This window comes from Nocardia sp. CA-135953 (genome assembly GCF_050955735.1).
GTDB lineage: Bacteria > Actinomycetota > Actinomycetes > Mycobacteriales > Mycobacteriaceae > Nocardia.
Genome location: NZ_CP192082.1, coordinates 2,869,381 through 2,894,872 on the forward strand (window position 1 = coordinate 2,869,381; position 25,492 = coordinate 2,894,872).

The 25,492-nt window shown below is 64.7% G+C and carries 24 protein-coding genes and 1 pseudogene; 9 read left to right on the forward strand and 16 right to left on the reverse strand.

Features of this window, described 5'->3' with window-relative positions; genetic code table 11:
• The first annotated feature begins 87 nt into the window (after positions 1-87).
• Positions 88-417: a hypothetical protein gene (locus ACQPXH_RS13070; protein WP_433602604.1), complete on the forward strand. Its 330-nt coding sequence runs from the start codon at positions 88-90 to the stop codon at positions 415-417.
• Positions 418-441: 24 nt separating this feature from the next.
• On the opposite strand, the gene ACQPXH_RS13075 is transcribed toward ACQPXH_RS13070, so the two are convergent.
• Both ACQPXH_RS13075 and ACQPXH_RS13080 read right to left on the reverse strand, forming a co-directional pair.
• Positions 442-633, reverse strand: coding sequence for a hypothetical protein (locus tag ACQPXH_RS13075; protein ID WP_433602605.1), 192 nt, complete (start codon positions 631-633; stop codon positions 442-444).
• 80 nt (positions 634-713) lie between these two features.
• A complete protein-coding gene (locus ACQPXH_RS13080) occupies positions 714-1,538 on the reverse strand; it encodes a class I SAM-dependent methyltransferase (RefSeq protein ID WP_433602606.1) in 825 nt (274 codons plus the stop codon).
• Positions 1,539-1,706: 168 nt separating this feature from the next.
• On the opposite strand from ACQPXH_RS13080, the gene ACQPXH_RS13085 reads away from it, so the two are divergent.
• A complete protein-coding gene (locus ACQPXH_RS13085; protein WP_433602607.1) occupies positions 1,707-2,447 on the forward strand; it encodes a PP2C family protein-serine/threonine phosphatase in 741 nt (246 codons plus the stop codon).
• Between the two features lie 290 nt (positions 2,448-2,737).
• The gene (ald, locus tag ACQPXH_RS13090; protein ID WP_433602608.1) at positions 2,738-3,844 is read left to right on the forward strand and encodes an alanine dehydrogenase; all 1,107 of its coding nucleotides are present in this window, start codon (positions 2,738-2,740) and stop codon (positions 3,842-3,844) included.
• 25 nt (positions 3,845-3,869) lie between these two features.
• On the opposite strand, the gene ACQPXH_RS13095 is transcribed toward ald, so the two are convergent.
• The 5 genes from ACQPXH_RS13095 to ACQPXH_RS13115 form a co-directional block, all read right to left on the reverse strand.
• Entirely contained in the window at positions 3,870-4,373 is a 504-nt protein-coding gene (locus ACQPXH_RS13095; protein WP_433603432.1) for an Lrp/AsnC family transcriptional regulator, read from the reverse strand.
• Between the two features lie 410 nt (positions 4,374-4,783).
• Entirely contained in the window at positions 4,784-6,172 is a 1,389-nt protein-coding gene (locus ACQPXH_RS13100) for an amidase (RefSeq protein WP_433602609.1), read from the reverse strand.
• Positions 6,173-6,359: 187 nt separating this feature from the next.
• Entirely contained in the window at positions 6,360-6,455 is a 96-nt protein-coding gene (locus ACQPXH_RS13105) for an RbsD/FucU domain-containing protein (RefSeq protein WP_433602610.1), read from the reverse strand.
• Entirely contained in the window at positions 6,448-7,392 is a 945-nt protein-coding gene (locus tag ACQPXH_RS13110; RefSeq protein ID WP_433602611.1) for a ribokinase, read from the reverse strand. Before ACQPXH_RS13110 ends, ACQPXH_RS13105 begins: the two co-directional genes overlap by 8 nt.
• Positions 7,393-7,444: 52 nt before the next feature.
• Positions 7,445-7,669, reverse strand: a complete 225-nt coding sequence (locus ACQPXH_RS13115; RefSeq protein ID WP_433602612.1) for a hypothetical protein — start codon at positions 7,667-7,669, stop codon at positions 7,445-7,447.
• 349 nt (positions 7,670-8,018) lie between these two features.
• Here ACQPXH_RS13115 and ACQPXH_RS13120 point away from each other — a divergent pair, with 349 nt between their 5' ends.
• Positions 8,019-8,282: a transposase gene (locus tag ACQPXH_RS13120; RefSeq protein ID WP_433602613.1), complete on the forward strand. Its 264-nt coding sequence runs from the start codon at positions 8,019-8,021 to the stop codon at positions 8,280-8,282.
• On the opposite strand, the gene ACQPXH_RS13125 is transcribed toward ACQPXH_RS13120, so the two are convergent.
• Positions 8,239-8,643: a hypothetical protein gene (locus ACQPXH_RS13125; protein WP_433602614.1), complete on the reverse strand. Its 405-nt coding sequence runs from the start codon at positions 8,641-8,643 to the stop codon at positions 8,239-8,241. The genes ACQPXH_RS13120 and ACQPXH_RS13125 overlap by 44 nt on opposite strands.
• Before the next feature lie 338 nt (positions 8,644-8,981).
• Between ACQPXH_RS13125 and ACQPXH_RS13130 the strand changes: the two genes are divergently transcribed.
• Positions 8,982-9,650 (forward strand): cyclase family protein, encoded by a 669-nt coding sequence (locus ACQPXH_RS13130; protein WP_433602615.1) that lies wholly within the window; start codon positions 8,982-8,984, stop codon positions 9,648-9,650.
• A 165-nt stretch (positions 9,651-9,815) separates the two neighbouring features.
• On the opposite strand, the gene ACQPXH_RS13135 is transcribed toward ACQPXH_RS13130, so the two are convergent.
• The 3 genes from ACQPXH_RS13135 to pruA form a co-directional block, all read right to left on the reverse strand.
• Positions 9,816-11,249: an amino acid permease gene (locus tag ACQPXH_RS13135; RefSeq protein WP_433602616.1), complete on the reverse strand. Its 1,434-nt coding sequence runs from the start codon at positions 11,247-11,249 to the stop codon at positions 9,816-9,818.
• A gap of 164 nt (positions 11,250-11,413) precedes the next feature.
• Entirely contained in the window at positions 11,414-12,373 is a 960-nt protein-coding gene (locus tag ACQPXH_RS13140; RefSeq protein WP_433602617.1) for a proline dehydrogenase family protein, read from the reverse strand.
• A complete protein-coding gene (gene pruA / locus ACQPXH_RS13145) occupies positions 12,373-14,019 on the reverse strand; it encodes an L-glutamate gamma-semialdehyde dehydrogenase (RefSeq protein ID WP_433602619.1) in 1,647 nt (548 codons plus the stop codon). The genes ACQPXH_RS13140 and pruA overlap by 1 nt, the downstream gene beginning before the upstream one ends.
• A gap of 180 nt (positions 14,020-14,199) precedes the next feature.
• Between pruA and ACQPXH_RS13150 the strand changes: the two are divergent.
• Both ACQPXH_RS13150 and ACQPXH_RS13155 read left to right on the forward strand, forming a co-directional pair.
• A pseudogene (locus ACQPXH_RS13150) lies at positions 14,200-15,396 on the forward strand (PucR family transcriptional regulator); the annotation flags it as partial.
• An 83-nt stretch (positions 15,397-15,479) separates the two neighbouring features.
• Positions 15,480-16,094, forward strand: a complete 615-nt coding sequence (locus tag ACQPXH_RS13155) for a dihydrofolate reductase family protein (protein ID WP_433602620.1) — start codon at positions 15,480-15,482, stop codon at positions 16,092-16,094.
• Between the two features lie 10 nt (positions 16,095-16,104).
• Here the strand turns inward: ACQPXH_RS13155 and ACQPXH_RS13160 are convergent, their stop codons facing one another.
• A complete protein-coding gene (locus ACQPXH_RS13160; protein ID WP_433602621.1) occupies positions 16,105-18,489 on the reverse strand; it encodes an ATP-binding protein in 2,385 nt (794 codons plus the stop codon).
• 43 nt (positions 18,490-18,532) lie between these two features.
• Positions 18,533-20,083 (reverse strand): amino acid permease, encoded by a 1,551-nt coding sequence (locus ACQPXH_RS13165; RefSeq protein WP_433602622.1) that lies wholly within the window; start codon positions 20,081-20,083, stop codon positions 18,533-18,535.
• Between the two features lie 171 nt (positions 20,084-20,254).
• Here ACQPXH_RS13165 and ACQPXH_RS13170 point away from each other — a divergent pair, with 171 nt between their 5' ends.
• Positions 20,255-21,784: a phytoene desaturase family protein gene (locus ACQPXH_RS13170; protein WP_433603433.1), complete on the forward strand. Its 1,530-nt coding sequence runs from the start codon at positions 20,255-20,257 to the stop codon at positions 21,782-21,784.
• Between the two features lie 625 nt (positions 21,785-22,409).
• On the opposite strand, the gene ACQPXH_RS13175 is transcribed toward ACQPXH_RS13170, so the two are convergent.
• Both ACQPXH_RS13175 and ACQPXH_RS13180 read right to left on the reverse strand, forming a co-directional pair.
• Complete coding sequence (locus ACQPXH_RS13175; protein ID WP_433602623.1) at positions 22,410-22,742, reverse strand: hypothetical protein; 333 nt, start codon at positions 22,740-22,742, stop codon at positions 22,410-22,412.
• A 285-nt stretch (positions 22,743-23,027) separates the two neighbouring features.
• The gene (locus ACQPXH_RS13180) at positions 23,028-23,660 is read right to left on the reverse strand and encodes a DNA-directed RNA polymerase subunit beta (protein ID WP_433602624.1); all 633 of its coding nucleotides are present in this window, start codon (positions 23,658-23,660) and stop codon (positions 23,028-23,030) included.
• A 26-nt stretch (positions 23,661-23,686) separates the two neighbouring features.
• On the opposite strand from ACQPXH_RS13180, the gene ACQPXH_RS13185 reads away from it, so the two are divergent.
• Positions 23,687-24,109 carry a helix-turn-helix domain-containing protein gene (locus ACQPXH_RS13185; protein ID WP_433602625.1) on the forward strand — a complete coding sequence of 141 codons (423 nt, stop codon included), beginning with the start codon at positions 23,687-23,689 and terminating at the stop codon, positions 24,107-24,109.
• On the opposite strand, the gene ACQPXH_RS13190 is transcribed toward ACQPXH_RS13185, so the two are convergent.
• On the reverse strand, positions 24,106-25,428 hold the full coding sequence (locus ACQPXH_RS13190; protein WP_433602626.1) for a family 1 glycosylhydrolase: 1,323 nt from the start codon (positions 25,426-25,428) through the stop codon (positions 24,106-24,108). The genes ACQPXH_RS13185 and ACQPXH_RS13190 overlap by 4 nt on opposite strands.
• Between the last annotated feature and the right edge of the window lie 64 nt (positions 25,429-25,492).

The following is a 25,492-nucleotide window of genomic DNA, read 5'->3' on the forward strand; positions in this document are numbered from 1 at the left end:
GCCCGGGCCTTTTGTCGCTTATGCGTAATCGGCGGTGATTCGGTTGCTCCGGACGGCGATTCGCATGCCGGAGCAAAGGTGCCCCGGGTGGCGCCGCAGCGCACCTCGAGCCAACCGATCGGCGGTATTTCGCGGCACACGGACCGAGCGACCAACTACGGTACCGACTGCCCGGCCACTGCCGAGGCCTATGTCAGCAATGCCGCCGAACCGGTCTCCTTTTACGACAACGGCGTCCTGTTCGGAGTGGTCCGACCGCTGGGCGGTATCGCCCTGCTGACCTGGATCCCGAAGACCACCGGCCCGCACACGCTCAGCGCCGTGCAGGCCCCGGATGTCACGCCTATCGGAACGGTCGACGTCCGGGTCGGCACCGGCGCACATGTCGGCTTCGCCTGCGTCGTCTTCGGCAACTGATTCCGGCTGTTCGGCCTCGGGCGCTCAAAGCACTCCGATGGCTTTGAGTAATAGCAGGGTCAGACCGGCCGTACCCACGAAGGCGACGCCGCCGTCACGAATCACGATGCCCGAGGGCGAGCCGCTGACCTTGGAGAGAATTCCGGATATCACCGCGACGATAATGCCGACGAGCACGGCGACGACAACGAACAAGACCTGGACGGTAGTGGACACTCGACGCTCCCTCGATGTGGATCGTCGCAGTGTAAGGAGTGCAGCGCTATCGCGTAGCAAAGTTGCGGGATATGCTGCGGCTAGGCCGGTTTGGTTGCCGCCAACCCATACAGCAACGGAAGGATAGGGTCCGTCGGCGGGAGCCGGAACCAGTCGTTGTCGGTGCGGATCATGCGGGACCAGCGCGGCCACGGCAACATCTCGGTTTCGGTGAGATCGACAATGCGCAGCCCCGCGCTGATCAGGGCATTGATCACTTCGCCGAGCCCATGGCGCCATTCGTATACCGTCGTGTTGCTGGTCAGTGCCGGGCCATCGGTGTAGGTGTGGTCGCTGTCGCGGCGCTGCGCACCACGCCCATCGAGGTAATCATCGTGCAGGACAAGTGAATCCGGATCTACGCCGGCCGGTGGCGTCGGTCCGAGGGAGTGCAGCAGCGGGTGGAATTCGACGATGTATACGAGGCCGCCGGGACGCAGCAGTTCGGCGAGCACCGCCGCCCAGCGCGGCAGGTCGGGCAGATAGCAGAGCGCACCCTTGCCGGTGTAGACGATGTCGAATTGCCTGTGCCCCAAAGCATTCGGCGCATCGTAGACATCGGCGCACACGTACTCGACGGCATCGGCGGCGAGTTCTCGGGCATGCCTCATGGAGGCGGGGGAGAAGTCGAGACCGACCGCCGTTGCGCCGCGCTTGGCGAATTCGATTGTCTCGGTACCGAGATGGCACTGCAGATGCAGCACATCGCGGTCGCGCACATCGCCGAGGACATTCCATTCGAAGGGTGCGAACCAATACGACGAATCGCGATCGCGATAGAACTCGCTGGCCGCGTGAATCGGGGCACGGGCATCCCAGTTACCGCGGTTCGCCAGCATTTGATCGAGGCCGTCGTCGCTGTCCACCGAGCCATCGTATTTCGGCAGTCGGATGCCGTTGGCGGGTCCGTCGACGATTCAAAGGATTCTCTCACGTAATTTTGGCACGGTACACGGAAAACCGAGGTTCACTGGAGTTACAGAGTTGTGCGGATCGGCAGTGTTGGGGCAGGTCCAGCCCAAGGAGGTCAGACCTTGCAGACAACCGCTTCGATCGCCATCGTCCGTCCGGATCCGGCAAAGCTCGGCGGTATCACGCCCGGTGTGGTGAGCACCCGTGGGCGGCGCTCGCTCAATGCCGACGCCTTCGCCACCTACACCGATCCCGCTGTCGGGCGTACCGCGTTCGTTGTCGCCGACGGGGTCGGCGACAACCTGCCAGCTGCCAGGGCGGCGCGGACCGCGGCCTCGGTCGCCGCGCGGATCGGTGCGGGCAACGGCGCGCTGGCTGGCGTGGTCGCGGCCCAGCAGGAGTTGCTGCGTGAATTCCCGGAAGAGCAGGCCGACAGCGTGCTCGTGATCGCTGTGCTCCCCGCCGCTGATCAGCCCGACGGGCCCTGCGATATCGCCTGGGTCGGGGACTGTCGCGCCTACCGTTGGAACGGCCGGGTGCTGCACCAGATCACCACCGACCACACCGTGGCGGAGTTCATGCGTGCCAGAGGGGTTCGCCCGGCGAATCGCATGGACCACCTCGTCACCACCTCCACCCGCACCGCGAGTCCGGATGTCATCGGCCGCGCCACCACCGGATCGAGCCAGGGCCGTCTGCTGTTGAGCACCGACGGCGTGCACAAGCGGCTCGATATGGTCGAGATCAAGTCGATACTCGTCGCAGGGAAAACTGCGGCCAAGGCTGCGGAGACCTTGGTGGACAACGCATTACGGGCTGGTAGCACCGATAATGCGACGGCACTCGTCGTGGACTGCCGCTGACCCGTTTACTGTCGTTGGAGTGGGGCAAGTGCTCCCATGTGATGAGCCACGAGTGGGCCGACCGAATCGGTGATCAGTCGGATCCCGGAGCGTTGGTCCCTGGCTCCGAATATGTTTCGGATCAATCGCCCCGCAGATCCATGAAAGTAAATATCAGGATGTAAAAGTTCTGAATTGGAGAACTATCTTCACCAATATAGACCTGATCTTGAATGATCTTCATACTCGCACTGAGGCGATCGAACGGATCACATGTCGCCAATCCGCCGGATCGACGTACAGGAGTGTTGATGAAGATCGGAATTCCCCGAGAGGTCAAAAACCACGAGTACCGGGTCGCGTGCACACCCGCCGGTGCGCATGAGCTGGTTTCGCGCGGACACGAGGTGTACATCGAGGCCGGTGCCGGTCAGGGGTCGGCGTTCGAGGACATGGCGTACGCGGCCGTCGGGGCGCGGGTACTGGACACCGCCGATGAGGTCTGGGGCACCGCGGAAATGGTGCTCAAGGTGAAAGAGCCGGTGGCCGAGGAGTATTCGCGCATGCGCGAGGGGCAGCTACTGTTCACCTACCTGCATCTGGCGGCATCCAAGGAGTGCACCGACGCGTTGCTGAACTCCGGGATCACCTCGATCGCCTACGAGACCGTCACCGGTAACGGCGGCTCGCTGCCGCTGCTCGCGCCGATGAGCGAGGTCGCGGGCAGGCTCGCGCCGCAGGCCGGTGCGTATCACCTGATGCGCAGCGGCGGCGGTCGCGGCGTGCTGATGGGCGGTGTGCCGGGTGCGCGTCCGGCGAACGTGGTCGTGCTGGGCGGTGGTGTCTCGGGGAGCAATGCGATCGCCGTCGCGGTCGGCATGCACGCGGCCGTGACCGTGCTGGATCTGAATATCGCGCGACTGCGTGCGCTGGACGAGCAGTATCGCGGTCAGGTCCGGACCATCATCTCCAACACCTTCGAGGTGGAGAGTCTGGTCCGGGAGGCGGATCTGGTGATCGGTGCGGTGCTGGTGCCCGGTGCGAAGGCGCCGACGTTGGTGTCCAATGACCTCGTCGCACAGATGAAGCCGGGTTCGGTGCTGGTCGATATCGCCATCGACCAGGGCGGTTGCTTCGCGGATTCGCGACCCACCACCCATGCCGAGCCGACCTACCAGGTGCACAATTCGGTCTTCTACTGCGTCGCCAATATGCCCGGCGCGGTGCCGTATACCTCGACCGTCGCGCTCACCAATGCCACACTGCCGTATGCGATTTCGCTCGCCGAGCGCGGCTGGCGCGAGGCGGCCGCTGCGGATCCGGGCCTGGCCGCCGGTCTGAGCACACACCGCGGCCACCTGCTGTCCGAATCCGTTGCGGCGGCACACGATTACGCCGCCGAGAGGCTGGCCGCCTAGGGATGGCACCCGGCGGGTGGGCGAGCTAAGCCATCGGGCTGGTTCGCGGGCGCACGTGCTCGAAGATGAGGATCGTCTCAGTGGAGGCGACCGCGGGATGTGCGCTCAGATGTTCCAGTACGAAGACCCGGAGTCCCTCGCTGTCGGCCGTGGCGACATGGATCAGATAGTCGTCGGCGCCCGCGATGAAGTACACGTTCAGCACTTCGTCGAGTACGGCCAATTGCTCCCCGAACTCGGCGAGGTGCGGACGTGCGTTGGCATGCACCCGAACCGCGATCATGGCCTGTAGATTCCGGCCGAGCGCCGCCGGATCGATATCGGCGTGGAATCCGCGAATTACGCCGCGCTCCACCAGCGACCGCACCCGCCCCAGGCAGGTCGACGGCGCGATCCCCGCGACATCGGCGAGCGCGCTATTGGTCATGCGCCCGTCCCGTGCGAGCTGATCGAGCAGGATTCGGTCGATATCGTCCAACTGCACCGCCGGACGGGGCGTGGACCGCACGGCACCGACAGCAGGCCCGATCGGTGAATCAATCTTCCTCACCAGGCCAACTGTATCGAAGATCATTCGATCCAGGGCGGGTCATTGCGCTAGGATCGTCGGCCTCGGTGAAGTTCGGTCGGCCGCCCTCGTGGCGAGAAGCCGGAACGCTGCGCTCGACGAGGTAGCTGAATTCGTGCGGCGCGTCGTAGCCGGTGATGCGTTCGCGGAACCAGCCGATGCCCAGGTCAGGATTCGGACGGCATCGAGCCCGTACGGCGCCGTCTCGCCCTGCTGGATCAGGCGCTCGCGCAGCACAATTCGCGCTGGTAGGGGTACATGACCTCCAGGTCTTCGGCCGCGTCACCGGTGATCAGCAATACGCTTGTCACGGCACATCACCTCCGGTGCGAATTTTATCGACAATGGCAGCGCAGGCACGGGCTTTCGAGTCATGCGGGACGGGGGTGCGGGCGGATCTGTTCGAGTTGGGCGGCAACGGACAGGATGGTGGTCTCGCCATTCGCCGGTCCGACCAGTTGAACCGCCAGCGGGAGCCCATCGCTGGCCATGCCCGCGGGAAGCGAGGCGGCGGGATGCCCGGTCACATTCCAGAATCCGGTGAAGGCGACCATGGGGACCGAGGCGAGTTGTGCGCGGACAGGGTTCGTATTGTCGAGGACGCCGACATGCGGCGGACGGTGCGCAATGGTGGGGGTCAGCAGCAGATCGCACTTGTCGAAAATGCGGTCGGCCTTGCGCGCCAAGGCTTCACCGCGACGCATGGCCCATTCGACGACCGGCCGGCGAGCCCAGGAACCGAGCATCAGGTTTTGCCGAGTGCGGCGTTCGAGCCGTTCCGGATGATCGACGAGCGGGATCTCGGCATGCACACCCCCGTAGAACTGCGGATAGAAGGCGGCCGTGAAATCGGGGTAGGCCGGATCGATCTCGGTGACCGTATGCCCCAGCTGGGCAAGGAGTTCGGCGGTGTCGTGCACCGCGCGCACATGTTCGGGCACCGCCTTCGCGAGCACGGTCTGTGATTTCGTGGTGTAGCCGATGCGCAGGCTGGTCGGTGTGCGCCGGGCGGCCTCCTCGAACGACAGCTCCGGATCGGGGGCGCGGAACCGGTCGGCCGGTGTGGCGCCGCGGATGACGTCGTAGACGATCGCCGAATCCCGCACGCTTCGGGTGAGCGGGCCGATGACGCCCAACGCCCACCACAGATGTTCGTTCGGTGCGGTCGGTACACGTCCACGCTGGGTTTTCAGGCCGAAGAGTCCACAGCAGGCGGCGGGAATTCGGATCGAGCCGCCGCCGTCACCGCCGAGCGCGGCGGGCACCAGTCCCGCCGCTACCGCCGCTGCGGAACCACCGCTGGAGCCGCCGGCCGAGCGGGTCTTGTCCCACGGATTGCGGGTCAGCCCGTAGGTGGTGGATTCGGTGTAGGGCCATTGCCCGAACTCCGGCATGGTGGTCTTACCGACGATGACCGCACCCGCCGCCCGGAGCCGCCGCACCACCTCGGCATCGGCGACCGCCGGGGTGAGGTTGGCACGGGTGCCGAAGGTGGTCGGGACGCCCGCAACGTCGATCTCGTCCTTCACCGCGATCGGGACGCCGTGCAGCGGTCCGCGCGACGCGACGTCCTGCTGATCGCGTTCGATGGCTTCGGCGACGGCTTGCTCGTGCAGGACGCTGGTGAAGGCATTGAGTTCACCCGCCTGGTCGATCCCGTCGAGGGTCGCCTCGATCAGTTCACGGGCCGTCAGCACCCCTTGATCCAGCAGCTGTCGCTGCTCCCACACACCCGCGGACACGACCTCGCGAAGATCCATCTCTACCGCTCCCTCCGACCCACACGTCATGTCGATGCGAGCTGCGAGCAGTCGCCGAGCTGGCGTGACCTGTGAATCAGTCGTTGATCCGAGCACCCGACAGGAGATAGTCAACTGACCATTCCGCAATCGATACGGGCCGCACGCGCGCTGGGTTCAATGTTGCAGGTAACAATATTTCTGAACGCTACAGCCAGGGCACCCCAGCCCGCAGCAACACGTTGGCATACGGGCGGCCCTCACCGGTGCGCACCACGAACCGGCAGGCACCGGGGTCAGACAAGTGGCTGGGCCACGGGGATGGCCGCGAGCGCCGTGACGATCTGGTCCCCGGTGGGGTAGGAGGCGTGGGTTCCCGGCGTCTGGACGGCGAGCGCACCAGCCGCGGTGGCGTAGGCCACGGCGCCGCCCAGCGGCATACCATCGGCGAGTGCGATGGCCAGCGCACCGACGAAGGCATCGCCCGCGCCGGTGGAGTCCACCGAATTCACCTGTGGCGCAGCCTGATATCCGCCCGCAACCGGTGCGGGCACATCGCAGCGTTGCGCCCAGACCGACCCGGTGGCGCCCAAGGTGGCGACGACGGATTCCACCCCGCGCAGGCACAGTGAACGGGCCAGGTGGAATGCCTGTTCGGGTGTCCGCGCGGCGGCCCCGGTCAGTGCCGACAGTTCGGATTCGTTGACGATCAGCGGGTGGCAGCGGCGCAGCAGCTCATCCGGCAGCACCGTCGCAGGCGCGGCATTGAGGACGAAACGGCGCGCCCGCCGCGCGGCCCATTCGACCACGTTCGGCGGCACTTCCAACTGTGCGACAACGACTTCCGCCGACCGCAGCAAATCGGCCTCGGCCATGGTGTCGAGTTCGGGCTCGGGTTCCCAGCGGAAGTTGGCGCCCGGATCGACCACGATCTGGTTCTCGCCGTCGGCGACGGTGATATAGGCCGTGCCGGTCCGCGCGTCCCGCACCTCACGCAATGCGGTGAGCTCGACACCATACTCGCGTAGCGATTTCCGCAGTCCGGGGTCGGCATCACGACCGATTCTGCCGATGAATTCGACCCGGCCGCCCGCTCGTGCCGCCGCGACGGCCTGATTGGAACCCTTGCCGCCCAGGTTGGTTCGCGAGCGCAGTGCCAGCACGGTTTCGCCGGGCCGTGGCAGCTGCTCGACCTCACAGACGATGTCCTGGTTGACCGAGCCGAGGACGACAACCGTCACGACTCGGCTCCGTTCGCGGTGACGTCCAGATTGCCGGGCGCGGCACCGGTGATCAGGGCGACCAGCCGGTCGCCGTCCACCCCGTCGATCCGATGTGCCGCAACGGATCTGCCGCGCCGCGGCACCACCACGTTGTCACAGATCGCATGACCTGTGCCAGATCGTGGCTGATGATCAATACGGTGATCCCGCGCTCGGGCAAGCCGCGCATCAACTTCTCGACCGCCGCGGTCTCCCGCACGCCGAGTGCGGTGGTCGGCTCGTCCATGATCACCATGGATTGCACGCCTGAATCGAGCATTCATCGTGAGTTCGACCTATCCATCTCAATGGGCGTCCGGGAACTCTCCTCAGCGGTGGCGGGTTGTCGGTGAGTTCGGTGGCGCCGGGTTCGGTGAATGTGGTTGGGGATGAAGGATATTCGGTCCGGCGTGGCGGAGGCTGAACATGAAGAACTCCTGGTAGATCAAACGGTTGTCGAGACCACGTTCCACCAGGAGTTCGTGTGCCCATTATCGCCGAGTTGTCTGTGTTCGTCATGCCCGGCCCACGGCGAGTCGCCTACGCCGTGTCCGGCGTATCCGTCCTCGTGATGCGACGAGCAGTGGACGCTGCTCGAACCGCTGTTGCCCGCTCCCGGCAATGCCGTAGGCAACAAGGCGGGACGCAGCGAGAACCATCCCCGCCGCCTGGTCCTGGACGCGATCTTCTATCTGGTGCGTGGCGGCATCGCCTGGCGGGGGCTGCCCACCGGTTTCCGCTCCCGACGAGGGTCTACGACGTCTTCTGCCACTGGACTTCCCGTTCACACCGACGGCCGCGAGGCCGTCGGTGGATCGAGGCTCGTTATCCGCAGTGGACTCCGAATTCTTCCCAGAGGTCGTCCTTGATGCGGCCGCCCCAGTCGATGCACTTGCCTTCGGCCTCGACCTTCGCGTACGCGTAGTCGGAGAAGACACGGTCGTCGTTTATGACCACCTGGGAGTGGTCCTTCGACTGCCGCACAGCGGCGCCCATCGAGATCGGGTCGCCCGGCTTGTCCCGCACGGTGACCACGCAGTTGGTCCTGCCGTCGTAGGTGAGAAAGACCGTGCCGCCCTTCAACTCGTGCGAGTCGATCACCTTGAAGCCTGTACCACACTGGCCGTCGTATGTTGCCGCGGACGCAGTGGCTGGGAGGAACACCGCCATCCCGGCAGTGATCCCGATTGCGGCCGCTGACACGGCGATCGGCTTCTTGGCGTTGATCAAGGTTGAACCCTTTCGTCTTTCATGTGGCATCTGGCGTTCGGTTTTTTACCCGCTCGCGCTGCACCGAAACTTGCGTTGCCGGCACGCCGAACCTACGGCGGCAGTTGGTGACTGGGTATTTGCCGGCCTCCCAGATCTGGGAGGCCTTGCACCGCATCAGGGCGAGCGCTATCTCGGCGTCCCTGGCCGCGCCCGTAGTCGTCGGATCGCGGTGCCGATGTCCTGGGTGACCGGATGGTCGAGGGCTCGCGCCGCGACGGCGGCGATCGTCATCGACGGATTGCAGGCCGCGGCATTACCCGGCAGGAGCGCCGCCGACTGCGGGTACGGTCTCTAACATGAGCAAGGCGATAGTCGAGCTGTCTCATCCGATCTCGGACGGGATGCTCACCTATCCCGGCCTGCCTGAACCGCGAGTCACCACACACATTGCACGTGACCGGTCGGCGCTGATCGATATGACCTACGAAATCGCGCGCGTGGATACCGTAGGCAATACGGGGACGTATATCACCGCGCCCTTCCACTTCCATGCCGATGGCGCCGATATCGCCGAGCTGCCGCTGGAACGGCTGTTCAACGTGCCGATCGTAATGATCCGCGCGGCGGGAGTCCGCGCTGTCGGGCCGGATGTGATCGGCGACCCGGCACGGCTGTGGGGCAAGGCGGTGCTCGTGCACACCGGATGGTCGGCGCGATGGGGATCGTCGGAGTATCGAGGCCCCGGTCACCCGTTCTTGGTCGGCGAGGTCGCCGATGCGCTGGTCGCCGCCAATGTGGCACTGGTGGGCATCGACTCGCTCGACGTCGATGACACGTCCCTGCCGACGCGGCCGTGCCACCACACGCTGCTCGGGGCGGGAATCCCGACCATCGAGCAGCTGACGAACCTGGACGCGGTCCCCGACACCGGTGCCAGGCTGGTCGCACTCCCGGCGCCGGTGCGTGGGATGGGCTCGTTTCCGCTACGCGCGGTCGCCTGGACCGATCTCTCAGTATCTGGGTGAGGTCGGCGGCTACGCGGGATCGACCATGCGCATGCCCGCAATATCATCGCGATTGTGCCACTGCGGCAAGGCTTTCCAGGATAGTGGAGGTGCTCGAGCGCGTCCGTATCGAGTTGGATGCCTAGGCCGGGTGCGTGGGGGACGGTGACGGCGCCACCTTCGGGCCTACTTCGCCAGCGAGACATCCCCGTCGCGCTCCAGCTTGGAATGCATCCGCGAGTACCCGAAGTACACCGCGAGTCCGATCACCAGCCACACCGCGAAGCGCAGCCAGGTCTCCCACGGCAGCGACCAGATCAGGTAGATCGAGAAGCCGATGCCGACCAGCGGCACCACCGGCATGAGCGGCAGCTTGAACGCGCGCGGCTCGTCGGGTCGGGTGCGGCGCAGCACCATTACCGCGACCGAGACCACGATGAATGCCATCAGAATGCCGATATTCGTCAGCTCGGCGACCACGGTGATATCGAGCAGACCGGCCATCGTCGCGGATCCGATGCCGACGATCCAGGTCACCCGGGTCGGCACCTTGCGGACCGGATGCGTTTTGGCGAACCACTCCGGCAGCAGCCCGTCGCGGCTCATCGCGAACCACACCCGGGTCACGCCGAGCATGAAGGTGAGCACCACGGTGACAATGCCGACGATGGCGCCGATCGCGATGATATTCGCGACGCCCGGCATGCCGACCGACTCGAAAGCGGTGGAGAAACCGCTGGTCGGGCTGATCTCGGTGTACTTCTGCATCCCGGTCAGCACCAGCGTTGCCAGCACGTACAGCACCATCGCGATGGCCAGCGAGTAGATGATGGCCTTGGGCAGATGCTTCTTGCCGTCGACAGATTCCTCGGCGGCCGTGCTCATCGCGTCATAGCCGAAGACGGCGAAGAAGACCGTCGCCGCACCGGTCCACACCGCGCCCACACCGAACGGAAAGTACGGGGTGTAATTGGAGCTGTCGATCTGGAAGACACCGAGCACGATGATCAATACGACCAACGCGACCTTGACGCCGACGGCGATCGTCTCGAAGCGGCCGACGCTCTTGATGCCGCGCGAAAGCAGCCACGCGGTGCCCAGACAGAACAGCACCGCGAAGACGTCGATCACATGACCCGATCCGGTGCCGTGCGCGCCCATCATCCAATCGGGCAGCGTGATATCTACTTGTCCCAGTAGGAATTTGAAGTATCCGGAGACGCCGATCGCGACCACCGCCGCCACCGCGATGTACTCCAGCAGCAGATCCCAGCCGATGAACCAGCCCGCGATCTCGCCGAGAGAGACATAGCCGTAGGTGTAGGCGGATCCGGCCTTCGGCACCATCCCGGCGAATTCCGCGTAGCACAGCGCCGCGCAGGCGCTGGCGACACCGGCGATCAGGAACGAGATGAGCACCGCCGGGCCCGTGACGGAATGCGCGACCGAACCGGCCAGGGCGAAAATGCCCGCGCCGATAATGCCGCCGACGCCGATCGCCGTGAGTTGCCACAGTCCGAGTGACCGCTTCAGTTGCTCGTCCGCGGGCCCGGTCTCCTCCTCGATCTGCTCGAGGGGTTTGCGGCGCAACATCTGGCTGCGCAACTCCGCGAGGGACATAGGTCTTCCTTTCGTCCTCTGCGCTACCCGACAGCGCAGTAACGCAGATCACATCTGAGCGGCACTCAGCTAATCGGACCGCAAACGCGCTGTGATCGGCGAGTTGGATAAATAAACTTCCGAGGCCTTGTCCGACTGCACAGACAAGGCCGCCGAGCTGGGGATCAGCGCCGGCTGCCCGGTCGCAGCGAGCGGAGGAAGAACGCCACGTTGGCGGGGCGTTCGGCGAGTCGGCGCATGAAGTAGCCGTACCACTGATCGCCGTAGGGCACATAGACCCGAACGTGCCGCGCTTCGCGGACGAGTCGGCGCTGTTCAGCGTCGCGGATGCCGTAGAGCATCTGGAACTCGAAATCGTCGGAGCCGCGCCGGGTCGCCGTGGCGAAAACCCCGGCGGCCTCGATGAGTGCCGGATCGTGGGTCGCGACCATCGGATAGCCGTCGCCGTTCATCAGCACCCGCAGACAGTCCAGATAGGACTGGTCGACCTCGGCCCGGCTCTGATACGCCACCGACGCCGGTTCGCGATATGCGCCCTTGCACAGGCGAATTCGCGAGCCCGAGCCGGAAAAGTCCCGGCAGTCGGCCTCCGTGCGTCGTAGATAGGCCTGCAGGACGGTACCGAGCGAGGGGAAGTCGGCGCGCAACTCCCGCACGATCGACAGGGTCGAATCGGTGGTCGTGTGATCTTCGGCGTCGATGGTGACCAGCACGCCCGCATCCGCTGCGGCAGTGCAGATCTGGTGCGCGTGCTCGCGAGCGATCGCGTGACCGTCCGCGGGCAACGATTGACCGAGCGCCGAGAGCTTGAGCGAAACCTCCAGCGGTCCAACGGCTCCGGAATCACGGAGCAACGTGAGTAACGACAGCAGCGACAGATAGTGCGTCACCGTATTGCGCGCCTGCTCGATATCTGTGGTGTCCTCGCCGAGGTAGTCGACGGTGATGTAGCGACCCGAACTCAGCAGATTCTCCACGGCCGCGACCGCATTCGGCTCGGATTCCCCGGCGACGAAGCGATCCACCAGTTTCTTGGTGGTCGACATGCGGGTGACGGTGCGCTCCATGCGCGGCGAGCGCGAGGCGGCGAGCATGGCGGGGCGAAGCAGACCGGAAATTGCCATCAGATCTCCTCGGGTGCCTGGTGCGGATAGGTGTGCTCGGTCGGCGGAACGAAGGTTTCCTTGATAGTGCGGGCGGAGGTCCAGCGCAACAGATTCTGCGGCGAGCCTGCCTTGTCATTGGTGCCCGACGCGCGGGATCCGCCGAAGGGCTGCTGACCGACGACCGCGCCGGTGGGCTTGTCGTTGATGTAGAAGTTGCCCGCGGTGAAGCGCAGACTTTCGGTGGCCTTGGCCACGGCACTGCGGTCATCGGCGATGATCGCGCCGGTCAGGCCATACGCCGAACCACCGTCGACCAGTTCGAGGGCAGCCTCGAAGGATCTGGCGACCGAATCGTCGTAGACGTGGACCGAGAGAATGGGGCCGAAGTATTCGGTGCTGAATGCCTCGTCGGTGGGGTCGTCGCCGAGCAGGATGGTCGGGTCGACGAAATATCCGACGGTGTCGTCGGTATGTCCGCCCACCGCGATGGTCAAGCCCGAGGTTGCCTTGGCGCGGGCGATGGCATCGACATTGCGATCGAAGGCACGCTGGTCGATGACCGCGCCGCCGAAGTTGGCGAAATCGGTGACATCGCCGTAGCTCAGCGCACCGACCTTCTCGATGAGATCGCGTCCCATTTCGGCCCACACCGACTTCGGGACGAATGCGCGCGATGCGGCCGAGCACTTCTGGCCCTGATAGTCGAAGGCGCCGCGGATCAGCGCGGTGGTCAGTACCTCCGGATCCGCTGAGCTGTGCGCCAGCACGAAATCCTTACCGCCGGTTTCGCCGACCAGGCGCGGATAGGTGTTGTAGTCGGCGATATTCATCGCCACCGAACGCCACAGGTGCTGGAAGGTCGCGGTCGAACCGGTGAAGTGAATGCCCGCGAGCCGTCGATCGGTCAGCGCGACATCGGAGATCTTCGGGCCCGCGCCGTGCACCATATTGATGACGCCGGGCGGCAGCCCCGCGGCCTCCAGCAGTTTCATCGTCCAATACGCGGCCACCGCCTGGGTAGGCGATGGCTTCCACAGGACCGTATTGCCCATCAGGGCGGGCGCGGTCGGCAGATTGCCCGCGATCGCGGTGAAGTTGAACGGGGTGATCGCGTAGACGAAGCCCTCGAGTGGGCGATACTCGACCTTGTTCCATACACCCGGGGTCGAGATCGGCTGGTCGGCCAGGATCTGCCCGGCGAAATGGACATTGAAGCGCCAGAAGTCGACCAGTTCGCACGGTGCGTCGATCTCGGCCTGGTAGGCGGTCTTGGACTGCCCCAACATGGTTGCGGCGGCGATGGTTTCGCGCCACGGGCCGGATAGCAGATCCGCGGCGCGCAGGAAGATCGCGGCGCGATCCTGGAAGGACAGCGCCCGCCAGCCGGGTGCGGCGGCGGAGGCGGCGGCGATCGCATCCTCGACATCGCCGGCCTCGGCGGTGGTGAGGGTGCCGAGTACAGCGGCATGGTTGTGCGGCTGCACGACGTCGATGCTCTTACCCGAAGTGCGCCGGTGCTCGCCGCCGATGACATGGTGGATCTCGGTCGGCGTCGCGGCGAGTTCGGTCAGTTTCGCCCGCAGTCGTGCGCGTTCGGCGCTGCCCGGTGCGAAGGTGCCGACCGGCTCGTTGGCCGGGCGTGGCGTGGACACGATGGCGTCCATGAGTCCTCCTGGGTTGTTTCGAGCGATCTGCAAGCAATCGCTAGCGGTGCCGGTGTATGACGGTGAGCCGAAGTCAACACCGCAAAACAGCCCGCAGAATCGGACAAGCGGACAAAGATGGGATGACCGGATTGGCGAGTCGTATGAAAGTGGGCTGTGGTCGTGGCTAGCGAGGGTGAGTTGGTGGCCGCGGACCTGGACCTGTTCGGATTGGCGCAGATGGTCGCCCAGAATGCGGGCGGGATGGTGTCCATCGAGGACCCGCAATCGCATGTGCTCGCGTATTCGGCCTCGGATCAGGCGGCCGACCAGCTCCGGGTGCTTTCGATCCTCGGCCGGGAGGGGCCGCGCGACTATCTGCGGGTGCTGCGCGAGTGGGGAGTGTTCGATCGGCTGCGCGGTACCGACGATGTCATCGACATACCGGCGCACGAGGAGCTCGATATCAAGCGCCGCCTTGTGGTGAGCATTCGCGAGCAGGCCGAGGGGAGTGCGCCGCGGGTGCTCGGCGCGATCTGGTTGCAGCAGGGCGACCGGCCGTTCGAACCGGATGCCGCGGAGATCCTGCGCGGTGCGTCGGCCATTGCCGCCCGGCTGATTTCGCGCAGTCTGGACGCACCCTCCACCGAGGCGCTGCTGATTCAGCGGCTGTTCGGAACGGGTGGTGGCACCGCCGATGTGCCCGCCGTGGCGAGTGCGTTGAATCTGTCGCTGACCGGTCCGGCCGCGGTGGTCGGCTTCGCGGGCGCTCCCGGTGTGAAGTCGCCCGCCGCCTTCGGCAATGTGCTTCGCTTGCGCGCCAGCTCATTTCGCGGGGATTCGGTGACGACCATCGTCGGCGATCGGGTGTATGTGCTACTGCCGCAATACCGTTCGGCACATGCCGTGACCGCGTGGACTCGTCAGCTGGTCGAACAGCTCGAAGTCAAATTCGAATTGCGCGCCGCCATCGCCTGTCCCATACCGGATCTGGCCCATGTCGCGGGCGCGCGCGCCGAGGTGGACCGGGTCCTCGACAGTACGGCCGCGACCTATCCGCGCGGCCGCGTGACCACGCTGGCCGAATCGCGCACCGCGGTTCTGCTCGGCGAAATCCTCGATCTCGTCGGCACGCGGCCGGAACTGCACGATCCGCGCCTGCGCAAGCTATTGGACTACGACCGTAAGCATTCCGCGAATCTGCGCGAAAGCGTCGAGACCTATCTGCGTGAACACGGCGATGTGCGCAATGCCGCGACGGCGCTGCAGGTGCATCCGAATACCCTGCGCTACCGGATCCGCCGGGTCGAGGACATTCTCGGGATGGACCTGACCGATCCCGCCGATCGTCTGCTGCTCGAACTCCAACTCGCGCTGCATCGCCGATCGCCCGAATAGGTGAGCACGCGAGCGATGATTATTCCGGCTTCCGTCCGTCTGATCTGGTGACGCGACGTCAACCACCGACCAAGGAGATACCGATGCGGAAAATCACCGCCGGACTGTTCATCGCACTCGACGGCGTCGTCGAGAACCCCCAGGATTGGCACTTCCCGTACTTCAACGAGGAGATGGCCACGGCTGTCGACAGCCAGCTCGGCGCGGCCGACACGCTGCTGCTGGGCCGCAAGACCTACGAGGGGTTCGCCGGGGCATGGCCGGAGCGGGAGGCCGCAGGCGATGTGGATGCCGCGATGGCCAAGAAGCTCGGCGACGCGCGCAAGATCGTGGTCACCCATCAGGATCTCACCTTGACCTGGCGCAATTCCGAAGTGCTGAAAGGTGATCTGGCGGATGCCGTCGCGGCGCTCAAGGATGAGCCGGGCGACGCACCCATCGGAATCAGCGGATCGGTATCGGTTGTCCGCCAACTGCTCGAGGTCGGGCTCTTGGACGAACTGCACCTGCTGGTGCACCCGATCGCGGTGCGCAAGGGCCTGCGATTGTTCGAGGAGACCGACGCTGCGCTTCCGTTGCAACTGCTTTCGTCCAATACTTTCAAAACCGGTGTCGTCCACCTGGTGTACGCCAAGGTGGCGGCCGAAGGTGACGAAGGGTACGAGTACGCGAAACAGTTCCTGCCCCAAGAGGATTGAGATTGGTTGGTCAGCACATGCCGGCGCGGGGGATCGTCAGGGACCAAGCGGTTTCGGTGGGTATGGGCGTAGTGACCGTCAGGTTTGCGCCGTAGCCGACAAGGGTTTCCGACAATGGTTCGGGCTTATGCTCCGATATTGCGAGATCGGTTGGCGTCCAAGTGATTTCGTGCATGACGATGGCGAATTGGCGGTCGTCGAGGATGACGTTGACCCGGATATCCTCGGCGACTGCCCGCCGGCGCATTGTCTGCAGGACCCGTTCCACGACTTCGAGCGCTGCGGATGTGAGAGCCGGATCGAGGTCGTTGACCGGTCCGGCGAAGCCGACTTGGGACTGTGCGCCGAGTGCCTCGGCGGCCTCGCTGGCGAGTTCCATGACTTCCGTGCGGAATGGGGTCTCGATTTCGACTTCCGAGGCGAGTTCCGCGACCGTGTCGCGGATGTGATCGATGACGGCGTCGAGTTCTTGGACCGCGTCGTCGATGCGGGCGGTGACGGCGGGCACACGGGCCAGCGGACGGATCCCGCTCAAACGCATCCCGATGCCGAACAGTTGATCGATCACCGTGCGGTGCAGTTCGTGGGCGATGCGGTCGCGTTCGTGGATGATCCGTAAGGTCCGCAGTCGATTCTCGGCCAGCCGGAGGTCGACCAGATTGTCCACCCGTGCTCGGAGTTCGGCGACCTCGAAGGGTTTCCGCAGGTAGTCGTTGGCGCCGGCACGCAGTAGCTCCAGCCGCGACCGCTCGTCTGCGCGTGCGCTGACGATGAGTACCGGGGTGTTGCGCAGCTCGTGGTCGGCACGGATCTTGTGCAGAAGTTCGTCGCCGCTCATGCCTGGCATCATGAGGTCGCACACGATCAGATCCGGCTTGTGTGCTCGGGCCAGCCGCAGTCCCGTACCGCCATTGTCGGCGGCGGTGACCCGATAGGACTCGGAAAGCGCTTCCTGGATCAGGGCGTTGAGGTCGGCATTGTCCTCGACGACAATGACCGACGGTTTCGGTTCCGACTCATCCGATCCGGTATCCACGCGTGTGGTGCGTTCGCCGCTCTCGGGCATCAGCTCGGCGATCAGCGCGTCGGCGGCATTACCTGCGCGAATCGGTGTGGGCTCGGTGGCCGAGCGGCGGACCGGGGTGCCCGCTGGCGCGGCTCGCGGCAGCTCGATCACGATCATCGCGCCACCTTCGGGAGCTTCGGTGATAGTGATGTCACCGCGCTGCAAGCGCACCAGGTCACGGACAATGCTGAGGCCCAAACCGGTGCCGCCCACCGCGCGGGTCGCCGCGCCATCGACCTGACGGAACCGCTCGAAGACCACGGCGCGGTGCGATGCCGGTATGCCTGGGCCGCTATCGGCGATCTCGATGACCACGTCGTCATCGGCAGGGCGCACGGTGCAGCGGACCATGCCACCTTCGGGGACGAATTTGAAGGCGTTGGAAAGCAGGTTCAACAGAATGCGCTGCAGGTGGTCGGGATCGAGTGCGGCGGGGACGGGCTGCGGCGCGTCGACGGCCAGGCGGATACCCCGGTCGACCGCCATGGACTCGAAGAAGGCCGAGCCCAGCCGCACCTGCTCGGTGACATCGACCCAGGCATAATCGGGTCGTATCGCACCCGACTCCAGCTTCGAGGCGTCGAGCAGATCATCGATCTGACGCTGCAGTATGCGCGCGTTGCGCAGGATCAGCTCGAGCTCATCGCGGTCGGCGGGCGTGCACCGGTCGAGCAACTTCCGGGTCGGCGCCAAGATCAACATGAGCGGGGTTCGCAGCTCGTGGCTGATATTGGCGACGAACTGGCTCTTCAGTTCGTCCAGTTCCTTCGCGCGAGCGTACAACTGAGCCAGCTCGATGTTGGCCTCCTTGAGCTGCCTGCTGGTTTCGGCGACCTCACGGACTCGGGCGAATACCTCCTGTTCCATTTCCTGGCTCGAAGCCCGCAGTGCGGCCGTTTCCTCTCGTTTCGCCGCGTCGGATGCTTCGAGCCGGACGAAATCGGTGACATCCTCCACGCGGTGGATGACATAGCGCAGCTCGCCGTCGGTACCGAGGACCGGAGAGTTGCTCGGACTCCAGAATCGGGGTTCGAAGGCGCCGTCGGGCTTACGGATGTCGTAGCGCTGAACCGGCATCGCGTCGGTGACCCGGTCCCGCAGCACCCGTTCCAGCGATACCCGCAGGTTACGGACACCTTCTGCCGACGAATCATCCGGATTGTCCGGAAACGCCTTGAAAATGTCCTTGCCGAGGAGGTCCTGTCGTTCGGTCATCGTCGCGGCGGCATATGCGTCGGTCACCGCGACAATGCACAGGTCGGCATCGAGTACCAGGTACAGACCTGGTCCGGACTCGAAAACGGCGCGGAAATCGATTTCCACGGACACATGTCGACTCTATCCCGAACGTGCGGCCACCGATATGAGCAGGTCAGGCCTGTACCGGCGCCTCGGACTCACCCGTCTCGACGACCGTTCGCCTGGGGCCGGTGAACCAGTGTCTGGCCGACGCGAGCCACCAGATGCCGATCGCGCCCACCACGCCGACCAAGGTGATCGGTGCGTAGTTGACGGTGTTCCAAGTGAATTCACTGTTCCATGGATAGCCGCGGTCATCGGTCGGCAGGATGAACAGCAGGCTGATCAGCACGATCCAGATCAGGGCGATGATGCCGACGGGTCGATACCAGGGACCGAGTTGCCAAGGGCCGGTGTGGAATCGGCCGCCGTGCAGTTGGCGCAACAGTATCGGGATGCCGTAGGCGATGTAGAGGCCGATGGTGGCGACGGAGGTGGCCGCCGCGTAGGCGGTCGGCGCGTTCTCCGCGGGCACCAGCATCGACGGAACCAGCAGCACGAACGAGAAGAACGAGATGAACAGCACCGCGTGCACCGGCACCTTGCGGGCCGAAAGTCGGGACCAATAGGCCGATCCCGGCACAGCGCCGTCGCGGGAGAAGGCGAACAGCATGCGTGAGGCCGAGGTGACCGAGGCGTAGCCGCAGAACAACTGCGCGATCGCGGCGATGATCAGCAGCAGCCCGGACCAGAACGAATTCAGCGAGTTCTGCAGGATGTAGATCACCGGGTAGCCGCTGTTCTTCGTCGGATCGAGCGCATCGTCGAGATTCGGAATGGCGAAGGTCACCGCCATGATGAGCAGATAACCGGCGACGGCCGAGACGACAATGGTATTGATAATGCCCTTGGCCGCCGTGCGCGCGGCATCATGGGTCTCCTCCGACATATGCGCCGATGCGTCGTAGCCGGTGAATGTGTACTGCGCGTGCAGCAACCCGAGCAGAAAGCTGAACGCCACCCCGCCGAAGCCGACCGCGCTGTTGTCGACGGTTTCGGTGAAGACGAAGCCTACGCTCTGATGGTGGCTCGCACCGAACCCGAGCACCACGACGAAGATCGCCACACCGCCGACATGCCACCAGGCGGAGATGTTGTTGATGACCGCGGACAGATGCGGGCCGATCGCATTCAGTACGGCATGCAGGATCAGGATCGCGGTGAAGACCAAAAAGATTGCGGTGCGGTCGGTTCCGATATCGATGCCGATCACATTGAGCACCGCGGTGGTGAAGATGGCCGCGCCGTAGTCGATGGCGGCGGTCACCGCGATCTGGCCGATCAGGTTGAACCATCCGGTGAACCAGCCCCAGGCCGGCCCACCCAATTCGGACGCCCACCAGTACAGACCGCCGGAAGTCGGGTAGGCCGAGGCCAATTCGGCCATGGCCAGGCCCACGAACAACACCATGACCGAGACCAGCGGCCACCCCCACGCCATGGTGATCGGGCCGCCGTTGGCCAGACCGATGCCATAACTGGCCAGTCCGCCGGTCAGGATGGAGACGATGGTGAAGCTGATGGCGAAGTTGGAGAACCCGGACCAGGATCTCGCCAGTTCCTGTTTGTAGCCGAGTTCGGCCAGGCGCCGTTCGTCATCGGATGGTGTGGTGGCTTCGGTCATGATCGCTCCCAGGTGAAAACGCCGCCCTCATACAGCGTTTGCCAGAAGCTAAGTGTGAAGTGAGCGCTGGTCAATCGCAGGGAAATATGGAAACCGGGCCGTAATCTCTCGGCAATCGCACATTCGGAGATCGATCCGCGGAATCCGTGGTAGGCAGGACGGATGCGACCGATGCGCTCCTCCTATGACGTGGTGGTGGTCGGTGGTGGTCACAATGGGCTGGTGGCCGCCGCATACCTGGCGCGAGCCGGGCGTTCGGTGCTGGTGCTGGAGCGGCAGGAGCACACCGGCGGGGCTGCGGTTTCGGCGCGGGTGTTCCCAGGCGTCGATGCGCGATTGTCGCGGTATTCGTATTTGGTGAGCCTGCTGCCGCGGCAGATCGTCGAGGAACTCGGGCTGCGTTTCGGGACGCGGCGTCGGCGGATCTCGTCGTATACGCCGGTCGGGGACGGTGGACTGCTGGTCGATACCGGTTCCGAGGCCAGAACCAGGGACAGCTTCGTGCGGCTCACCGGTTCGGACCGGGATTTCCGGGCGTGGCAGGAGTTCTACGGTGCGACCGGGCGGCTCGCGCAGCGGATGTTTCCGACGCTGACCCAACCGTTGCCGACGCGGTCGGAACTCGAGCGGGTTGTCGACGATCCCGCCACCTGGGCGGCGCTGTTCGAGCGGCCGCTGGGGGAGACGGTCGAGTCCACCTTTGCCGACGACACCGTGCGCGGGGTCGTGCTCACCGACGCACTCATCGGGACCTTCACCCATGCCCACGATCCTGAACTGCGGCAGAACCGGTGCTTCCTCTACCACGTGATCGGTGGTGGCACCGGCGACTGGGATGTCCCGATCGGCGGTATGGGCGCGCTCACCGACGCACTCGCCGACGCGGTTCGCGCCGCCGGTGCCGAGCTGATCACCGGCTGTGCCGTGACCGAGGTCGAATCCGACGATTTCACCGCCGAAGTGCGCTACACGGACGGTGTGATCAGCGCGCGGCATGTGCTCATCAATGCGGCACCGCATGAGCTCGCGCGGTTGCTGGGCATACCCGGGGAGTCGAAACCCGAAGGCTCCCAACTGAAAGTGAATATGGTGCTGCGGCGGTTACCTCGGTTGCGTGACATTTCTACAGATCCGCGCGAGGCATTCGCCGGGACGTTTCATATCGCCGAATCGTATTCGCAACTGGAGCAGGCATATCGCGAGGCGTCCGGCGGACGGATCCCGTCGGCCCCGCCGTCGGAGATCTACTGTCACACCCTGACCGATCGCTCGATTCTCGCGCCCGGCTCCGATCTCCACACCCTCACGCTGTTCGGATTACACACTCCGGCAAGGCTTTTCGAGTCCGATCCGGAGGCGGCGAAGACGATGGCCGTGAAAGCCGCACTGGCCCAACTGGATGCGGTACTCGCCGAACCGCTTGTCGATTGCCTCGCGCTCGACGAGGACGGTGCAGCGTGTATCGAGGCCAAGTCGCCGGTAGACCTGGAACGTGAGGTGGCCCTACCCGGCGGGCACATCTTCCACCGAGACCTGGCCTTTCCCTATTGCTCCGACGACCCCGATACTCCGGCGGCTCGCTGGGGTGTGGCGACGGACGTTCCCAACGTCTTCATCTGCGGTGCGGGCGCGATCCGCGGCGGTGGTGTCAGCGGCATTCCCGGCCACAATGCCGCCATGGCAGTTCTCGAAACGCGCTGACCGGCAAGCCCGCTCGGTCCGCGACGCACCCCGGCAGGCACCCCGCACGCAGGGTTCCAGGACTTGGGCAGCCGAATCCGGCACAGCGGCGGACCGGCGCAGGCAAGGCATTCGGTGGAGTAGGACTCCTTCCATGTTTTACGTCCATGCCGTCGCGCTTGATCGTCGGTCCCGTCCTGACTGTCGAAATGGCCATGTTGGGCTTCGTTTTGAGCGCTATTCGCCTCGGTGTCTGCCTTCACGTTCGCGTTCGGGGCGTTCGCGTTCGGGGCGTTCGCGTTCGCGTTGCTGATGTATTGCCCGTTCTCGTTCCGCGTTGTCATGGGTTCGCGCGGGTCTTGCTTCCTCTCCCGGTTGGGGGCGACCCAACTCGTACACGCGCCAAACCTCCGGCGACATCCCCGCTCTTACTGCTCGCTCACGCATTTCTCGCACTTGTTGGCGTTGTTTCTCGATAGCTTCCCGTTCGGTCCGCTCTTTGCCTTTACGTGCGAGGGTAGAGCCCGATGTTCTGCAACGAAGACCAATGCGGCGGTAAGGCACGCGGCGAAGTCGAATCGTGCACCGTGCAGGAACACGCTCAGGTGTACGTCGGGTACGTCCGGTCGCGGGGAAGCCTGTTCACTCATGACGGACTCTGTAATCGGTCGGCGCTGGTGCAGGCCACGAACTTGGTAGGTGTGATCAGGTCACACGCCACAGCGATAGCCCGTGCGCGGCTACTGAAATGGGCCATGCTCGTCGCGATGACCGCTACTGCCCCCTTGCTGCATGCCGTCCCCACGATCAGCGTGGTCGGCATGAACGTGTCGTCACCGATGGTGACCAGCCCGGTCAGGGTGTAGCCGCGTCGCTGCGCCAACTCGGTGATCACCCGTTCATCCCGCAGCAGGTGCGGGCTGGTCACGTCAAGGGGCAGTACACTAATTGCCTTGGGAGCCAACGTATTTACGGTCATGGCCGCTCCACCTTTGGCGGCGGGACTGATGCCGAGTCGTCGGGTATGAAGTCGTCAATGTCGTTCACAACCCGCACCCCGATCCACGGACATGGCAACGGTGACAACATGTCTGTGATGCCGTAGTGGTCGCCGATCTTCCCGTCGACCAGCGGTGCCATGGTCATGCAGAACCGCGACGGGCACTGTGCCGATTCCAACTCCCCGGTCGTGCCGTTGAAGCTCCCAATCCCCCACATCGACAGCTTGATCCACGGTCCGCAATCCCATTCACACATGAGCGGCTCACCTCCGCATCGGATACCGACCTGAGCACGCCCGGATCGCATCGACCACGACGAGCCCGGATGGGCGGAATGTGCAGCGGGGTGGTTCGATCCAGCGTCGGAACTGCGCGCCCTTGTCGGCTGGCGACGGCAACGCCACGGTGCCGCCCGCTCGTACCACCTGAACATCGAGCCGGTACATCTCGGCGAACAGACGCGTGTCATCGGGGATATCGGGTCGGATGAGGTATGCCCACCTGTTCTGGCGTGGATGAGAGCAGACCGGGCCAAGGTCCGAACCACATTGCTGCATATAGGTTTTCACGGACTGACCAAGGTGGGCGGGCATGGTCAGCGCCCCCACATGCTCGACCTTCATCACGATTCGACCGAGCTGAGGCGGGTCGACGTTCGCGGGCAGATCACACACCCGCCTGTAGAAGTGACAGCGCGACAGCGGAGTATCGCCAAAACCTATGTAGCCCATCGGTTTTGAGACCTCTGTGTCGGGTTGCTCAGTGCTGGTTGGTTCGGTTGGCAACGCACGTAGAGCGTTGATGTACTGCTCGAGAACATCGACACGGCACTCAACCGGCCACGGGATAGGCGGACCAACGAACGATCGGCGGTGCGGTAGATCTGGGTTCAACATCGTGACCCCTCAGTACGGCGGCTCAGGTGCGCCCGGCCCCGACAACCCCGGAATGTCCCCAGGACGGGTGGGCGCTGGGTCCTAGCGTTGCGCGGAAATCTCCATCCCGGAGAGCGGAAACGTCTACAGCGCGTCTACAGATCGGCTTACGATCCACTCATGGGACTGACGGCGGGGATTTGCAGCCCGACATAGGGGAGCGGCTGCGAGCTACGAGGCAGGCCGCGGGGCGGTCGCTGGCCGAGTTAGCTGCGCGGATCCCGTTCTCACGAAGCTATCTGGGCCATATCGGCGGCGTGCCTCGCGTACACCCGCTCGTGGCGTCATGCCGCCCAACCGATGCTGGACGAAGAGTGACCTGTCGCATCAAACAGCGGAATTCGGCGAAGGCTGGGCTGAATCAGCCGGTCGAATCCGGATCGGGCGAACTCCGATCCAACCTCAGCTAGGGAACGGCGACGGTTTCGTCGCAGCTGTCGGGTGGGTCGACCAATCCGCATTCGACCGGTGGGCGGGTCGGTCGATAGCTGGTGGGTACGCCGCCGGATTGGATGATGCCGCGGTAGGCGTCGACTGCGTCGGTGGGATTGCGGGTAAGGGTGGGATCGGTGCGGGCGTCGACGGTGTAGAGGCCGAAACGTGGTGTGTAGCTGCCCCATTCGTAGTTGTCGGTCAGGCTCCAGTAGTTGTAGCCGACGACATTCATGCCGTCGGACTTGGCGCGCTGGAGCCAGTAGACGGTGTCGCGGAGGTGGTCGGAGCGGGTGTATCCGTCGGCGCGCGGTTTGCCGTCCTCGGTGGGCATGCCGTTCTCCACGACATACAGTGGGCGGTCGGGAAACAACTGCGCGTAGTGGCGCAGCGCGTAGTAGATGCCCTCGGTATGAATCGGGAGCTCCCAGATCGCCGGACCCTCGTTCGAACCACCCTGGACCGCTTTGTTCGTTTCCGCCAGTGGCGCGAAATAGTAGTCGACGCCGATGAAATCGAGTTTGTCGGCGATCCGGTCCACAAGCGGCTGATTCACCTCGGTCTCGGCGCCTGCGACATAGCCGAGATTGCTGGTGACCTGTGCTTCGGGCAGATTCTGATGGATGGTGTCATAGATTGAGTTGTGCGCCTGGGCGATTCGGTCCAGCATCGCGGGCGCCTCGTCCGGCGTGATCGCGCCGATGCGCAATTCGGTGCCGATGTAGGCGGCGGGCTCGTTGAAGGTGACCCACAGCGGATTGCGAGAGGCATAGCGGGTCACCACCTTTCGCATATTTGCCAGCCAGTCCTCGACCATGCCCGGATTGCGCCAGCCGCCGCGATCGGCGGCCCAGCCGGGATACACCCAGTGATCAAGGGTGAGCATCGGCCGCATACCAGCGGCGAGGATGCGCGCGATCACGTTGTCGTAGAAGCCGAATGCCGCCTCGTCCCAGGTATCGGGTTGCGGCTGTAACCGCGCCCATTCGATCCCGATACGATACACCCGGACCCCGAGATGTGCGGCGAGGTTGATATCGGAGATGTAGCGCTTGTAGAAGTCGACCGAATTCTCGTAGTCGTCCCCGGCCTTGCCGGTTTCGATGTAGCGGGTCCAATTGCTGTCCGGCGCACGGCCTTCGGATTGGAAGCCCGATGATGCGACGCCCCAGAGGAATTCCCGGCCGAATGGTGCGATGGTGGCCTGTGCGGTCGGCATGGCGAGGCTCGGCAGCATCAGCGCGCTCGCGATGATCGCGAGCCCGGCCAGGGCGCCGCGGCGCATCGGTGTTCGCATCGTGCTCCTGTCCCCATCCGGCACTGTTGGTCGTGCGTCACCCGGCGAGGCATTGCCCCGGTCA

Excerpts from the sequence above, each read along its gene's own strand:
- ald (WP_433602608.1), top strand. The coding sequence starts at position 2,738 with ATGAAGATCGGAATTCCCCGAGAGGTCAAAAACCACGAGTACCGGGTC.
- ACQPXH_RS13100 (WP_433602609.1), bottom strand. The coding sequence starts at position 6,172 with ATGGATCTTCGCGAGGTCGTGTCCGCGGGTGTGTGGGAGCAGCGACAG.
- ACQPXH_RS13115 (WP_433602612.1), bottom strand. The coding sequence starts at position 7,669 with ATGGTGATCATGGACGAGCCGACCACCGCACTCGGCGTGCGGGAGACC.
- ACQPXH_RS13130 (WP_433602615.1), top strand. The coding sequence starts at position 8,982 with ATGAGCAAGGCGATAGTCGAGCTGTCTCATCCGATCTCGGACGGGATG.
- ACQPXH_RS13135 (WP_433602616.1), bottom strand. The coding sequence starts at position 11,249 with ATGTCCCTCGCGGAGTTGCGCAGCCAGATGTTGCGCCGCAAACCCCTC.
- ACQPXH_RS13140 (WP_433602617.1), bottom strand. The coding sequence starts at position 12,373 with ATGGCAATTTCCGGTCTGCTTCGCCCCGCCATGCTCGCCGCCTCGCGC.
- pruA (WP_433602619.1), bottom strand. The coding sequence starts at position 14,019 with ATGGACGCCATCGTGTCCACGCCACGCCCGGCCAACGAGCCGGTCGGC.
- ACQPXH_RS13155 (WP_433602620.1), top strand. The coding sequence starts at position 15,480 with ATGCGGAAAATCACCGCCGGACTGTTCATCGCACTCGACGGCGTCGTC.
- ACQPXH_RS13165 (WP_433602622.1), bottom strand. The coding sequence starts at position 20,083 with ATGACCGAAGCCACCACACCATCCGATGACGAACGGCGCCTGGCCGAA.
- ACQPXH_RS13170 (WP_433603433.1), top strand. The coding sequence starts at position 20,255 with ATGCGCTCCTCCTATGACGTGGTGGTGGTCGGTGGTGGTCACAATGGG.
- ACQPXH_RS13175 (WP_433602623.1), bottom strand. The coding sequence starts at position 22,742 with ATGACCGTAAATACGTTGGCTCCCAAGGCAATTAGTGTACTGCCCCTT.
- ACQPXH_RS13180 (WP_433602624.1), bottom strand. The coding sequence starts at position 23,660 with ATGTTGAACCCAGATCTACCGCACCGCCGATCGTTCGTTGGTCCGCCT.
- ACQPXH_RS13190 (WP_433602626.1), bottom strand. The coding sequence starts at position 25,428 with ATGCGAACACCGATGCGCCGCGGCGCCCTGGCCGGGCTCGCGATCATC.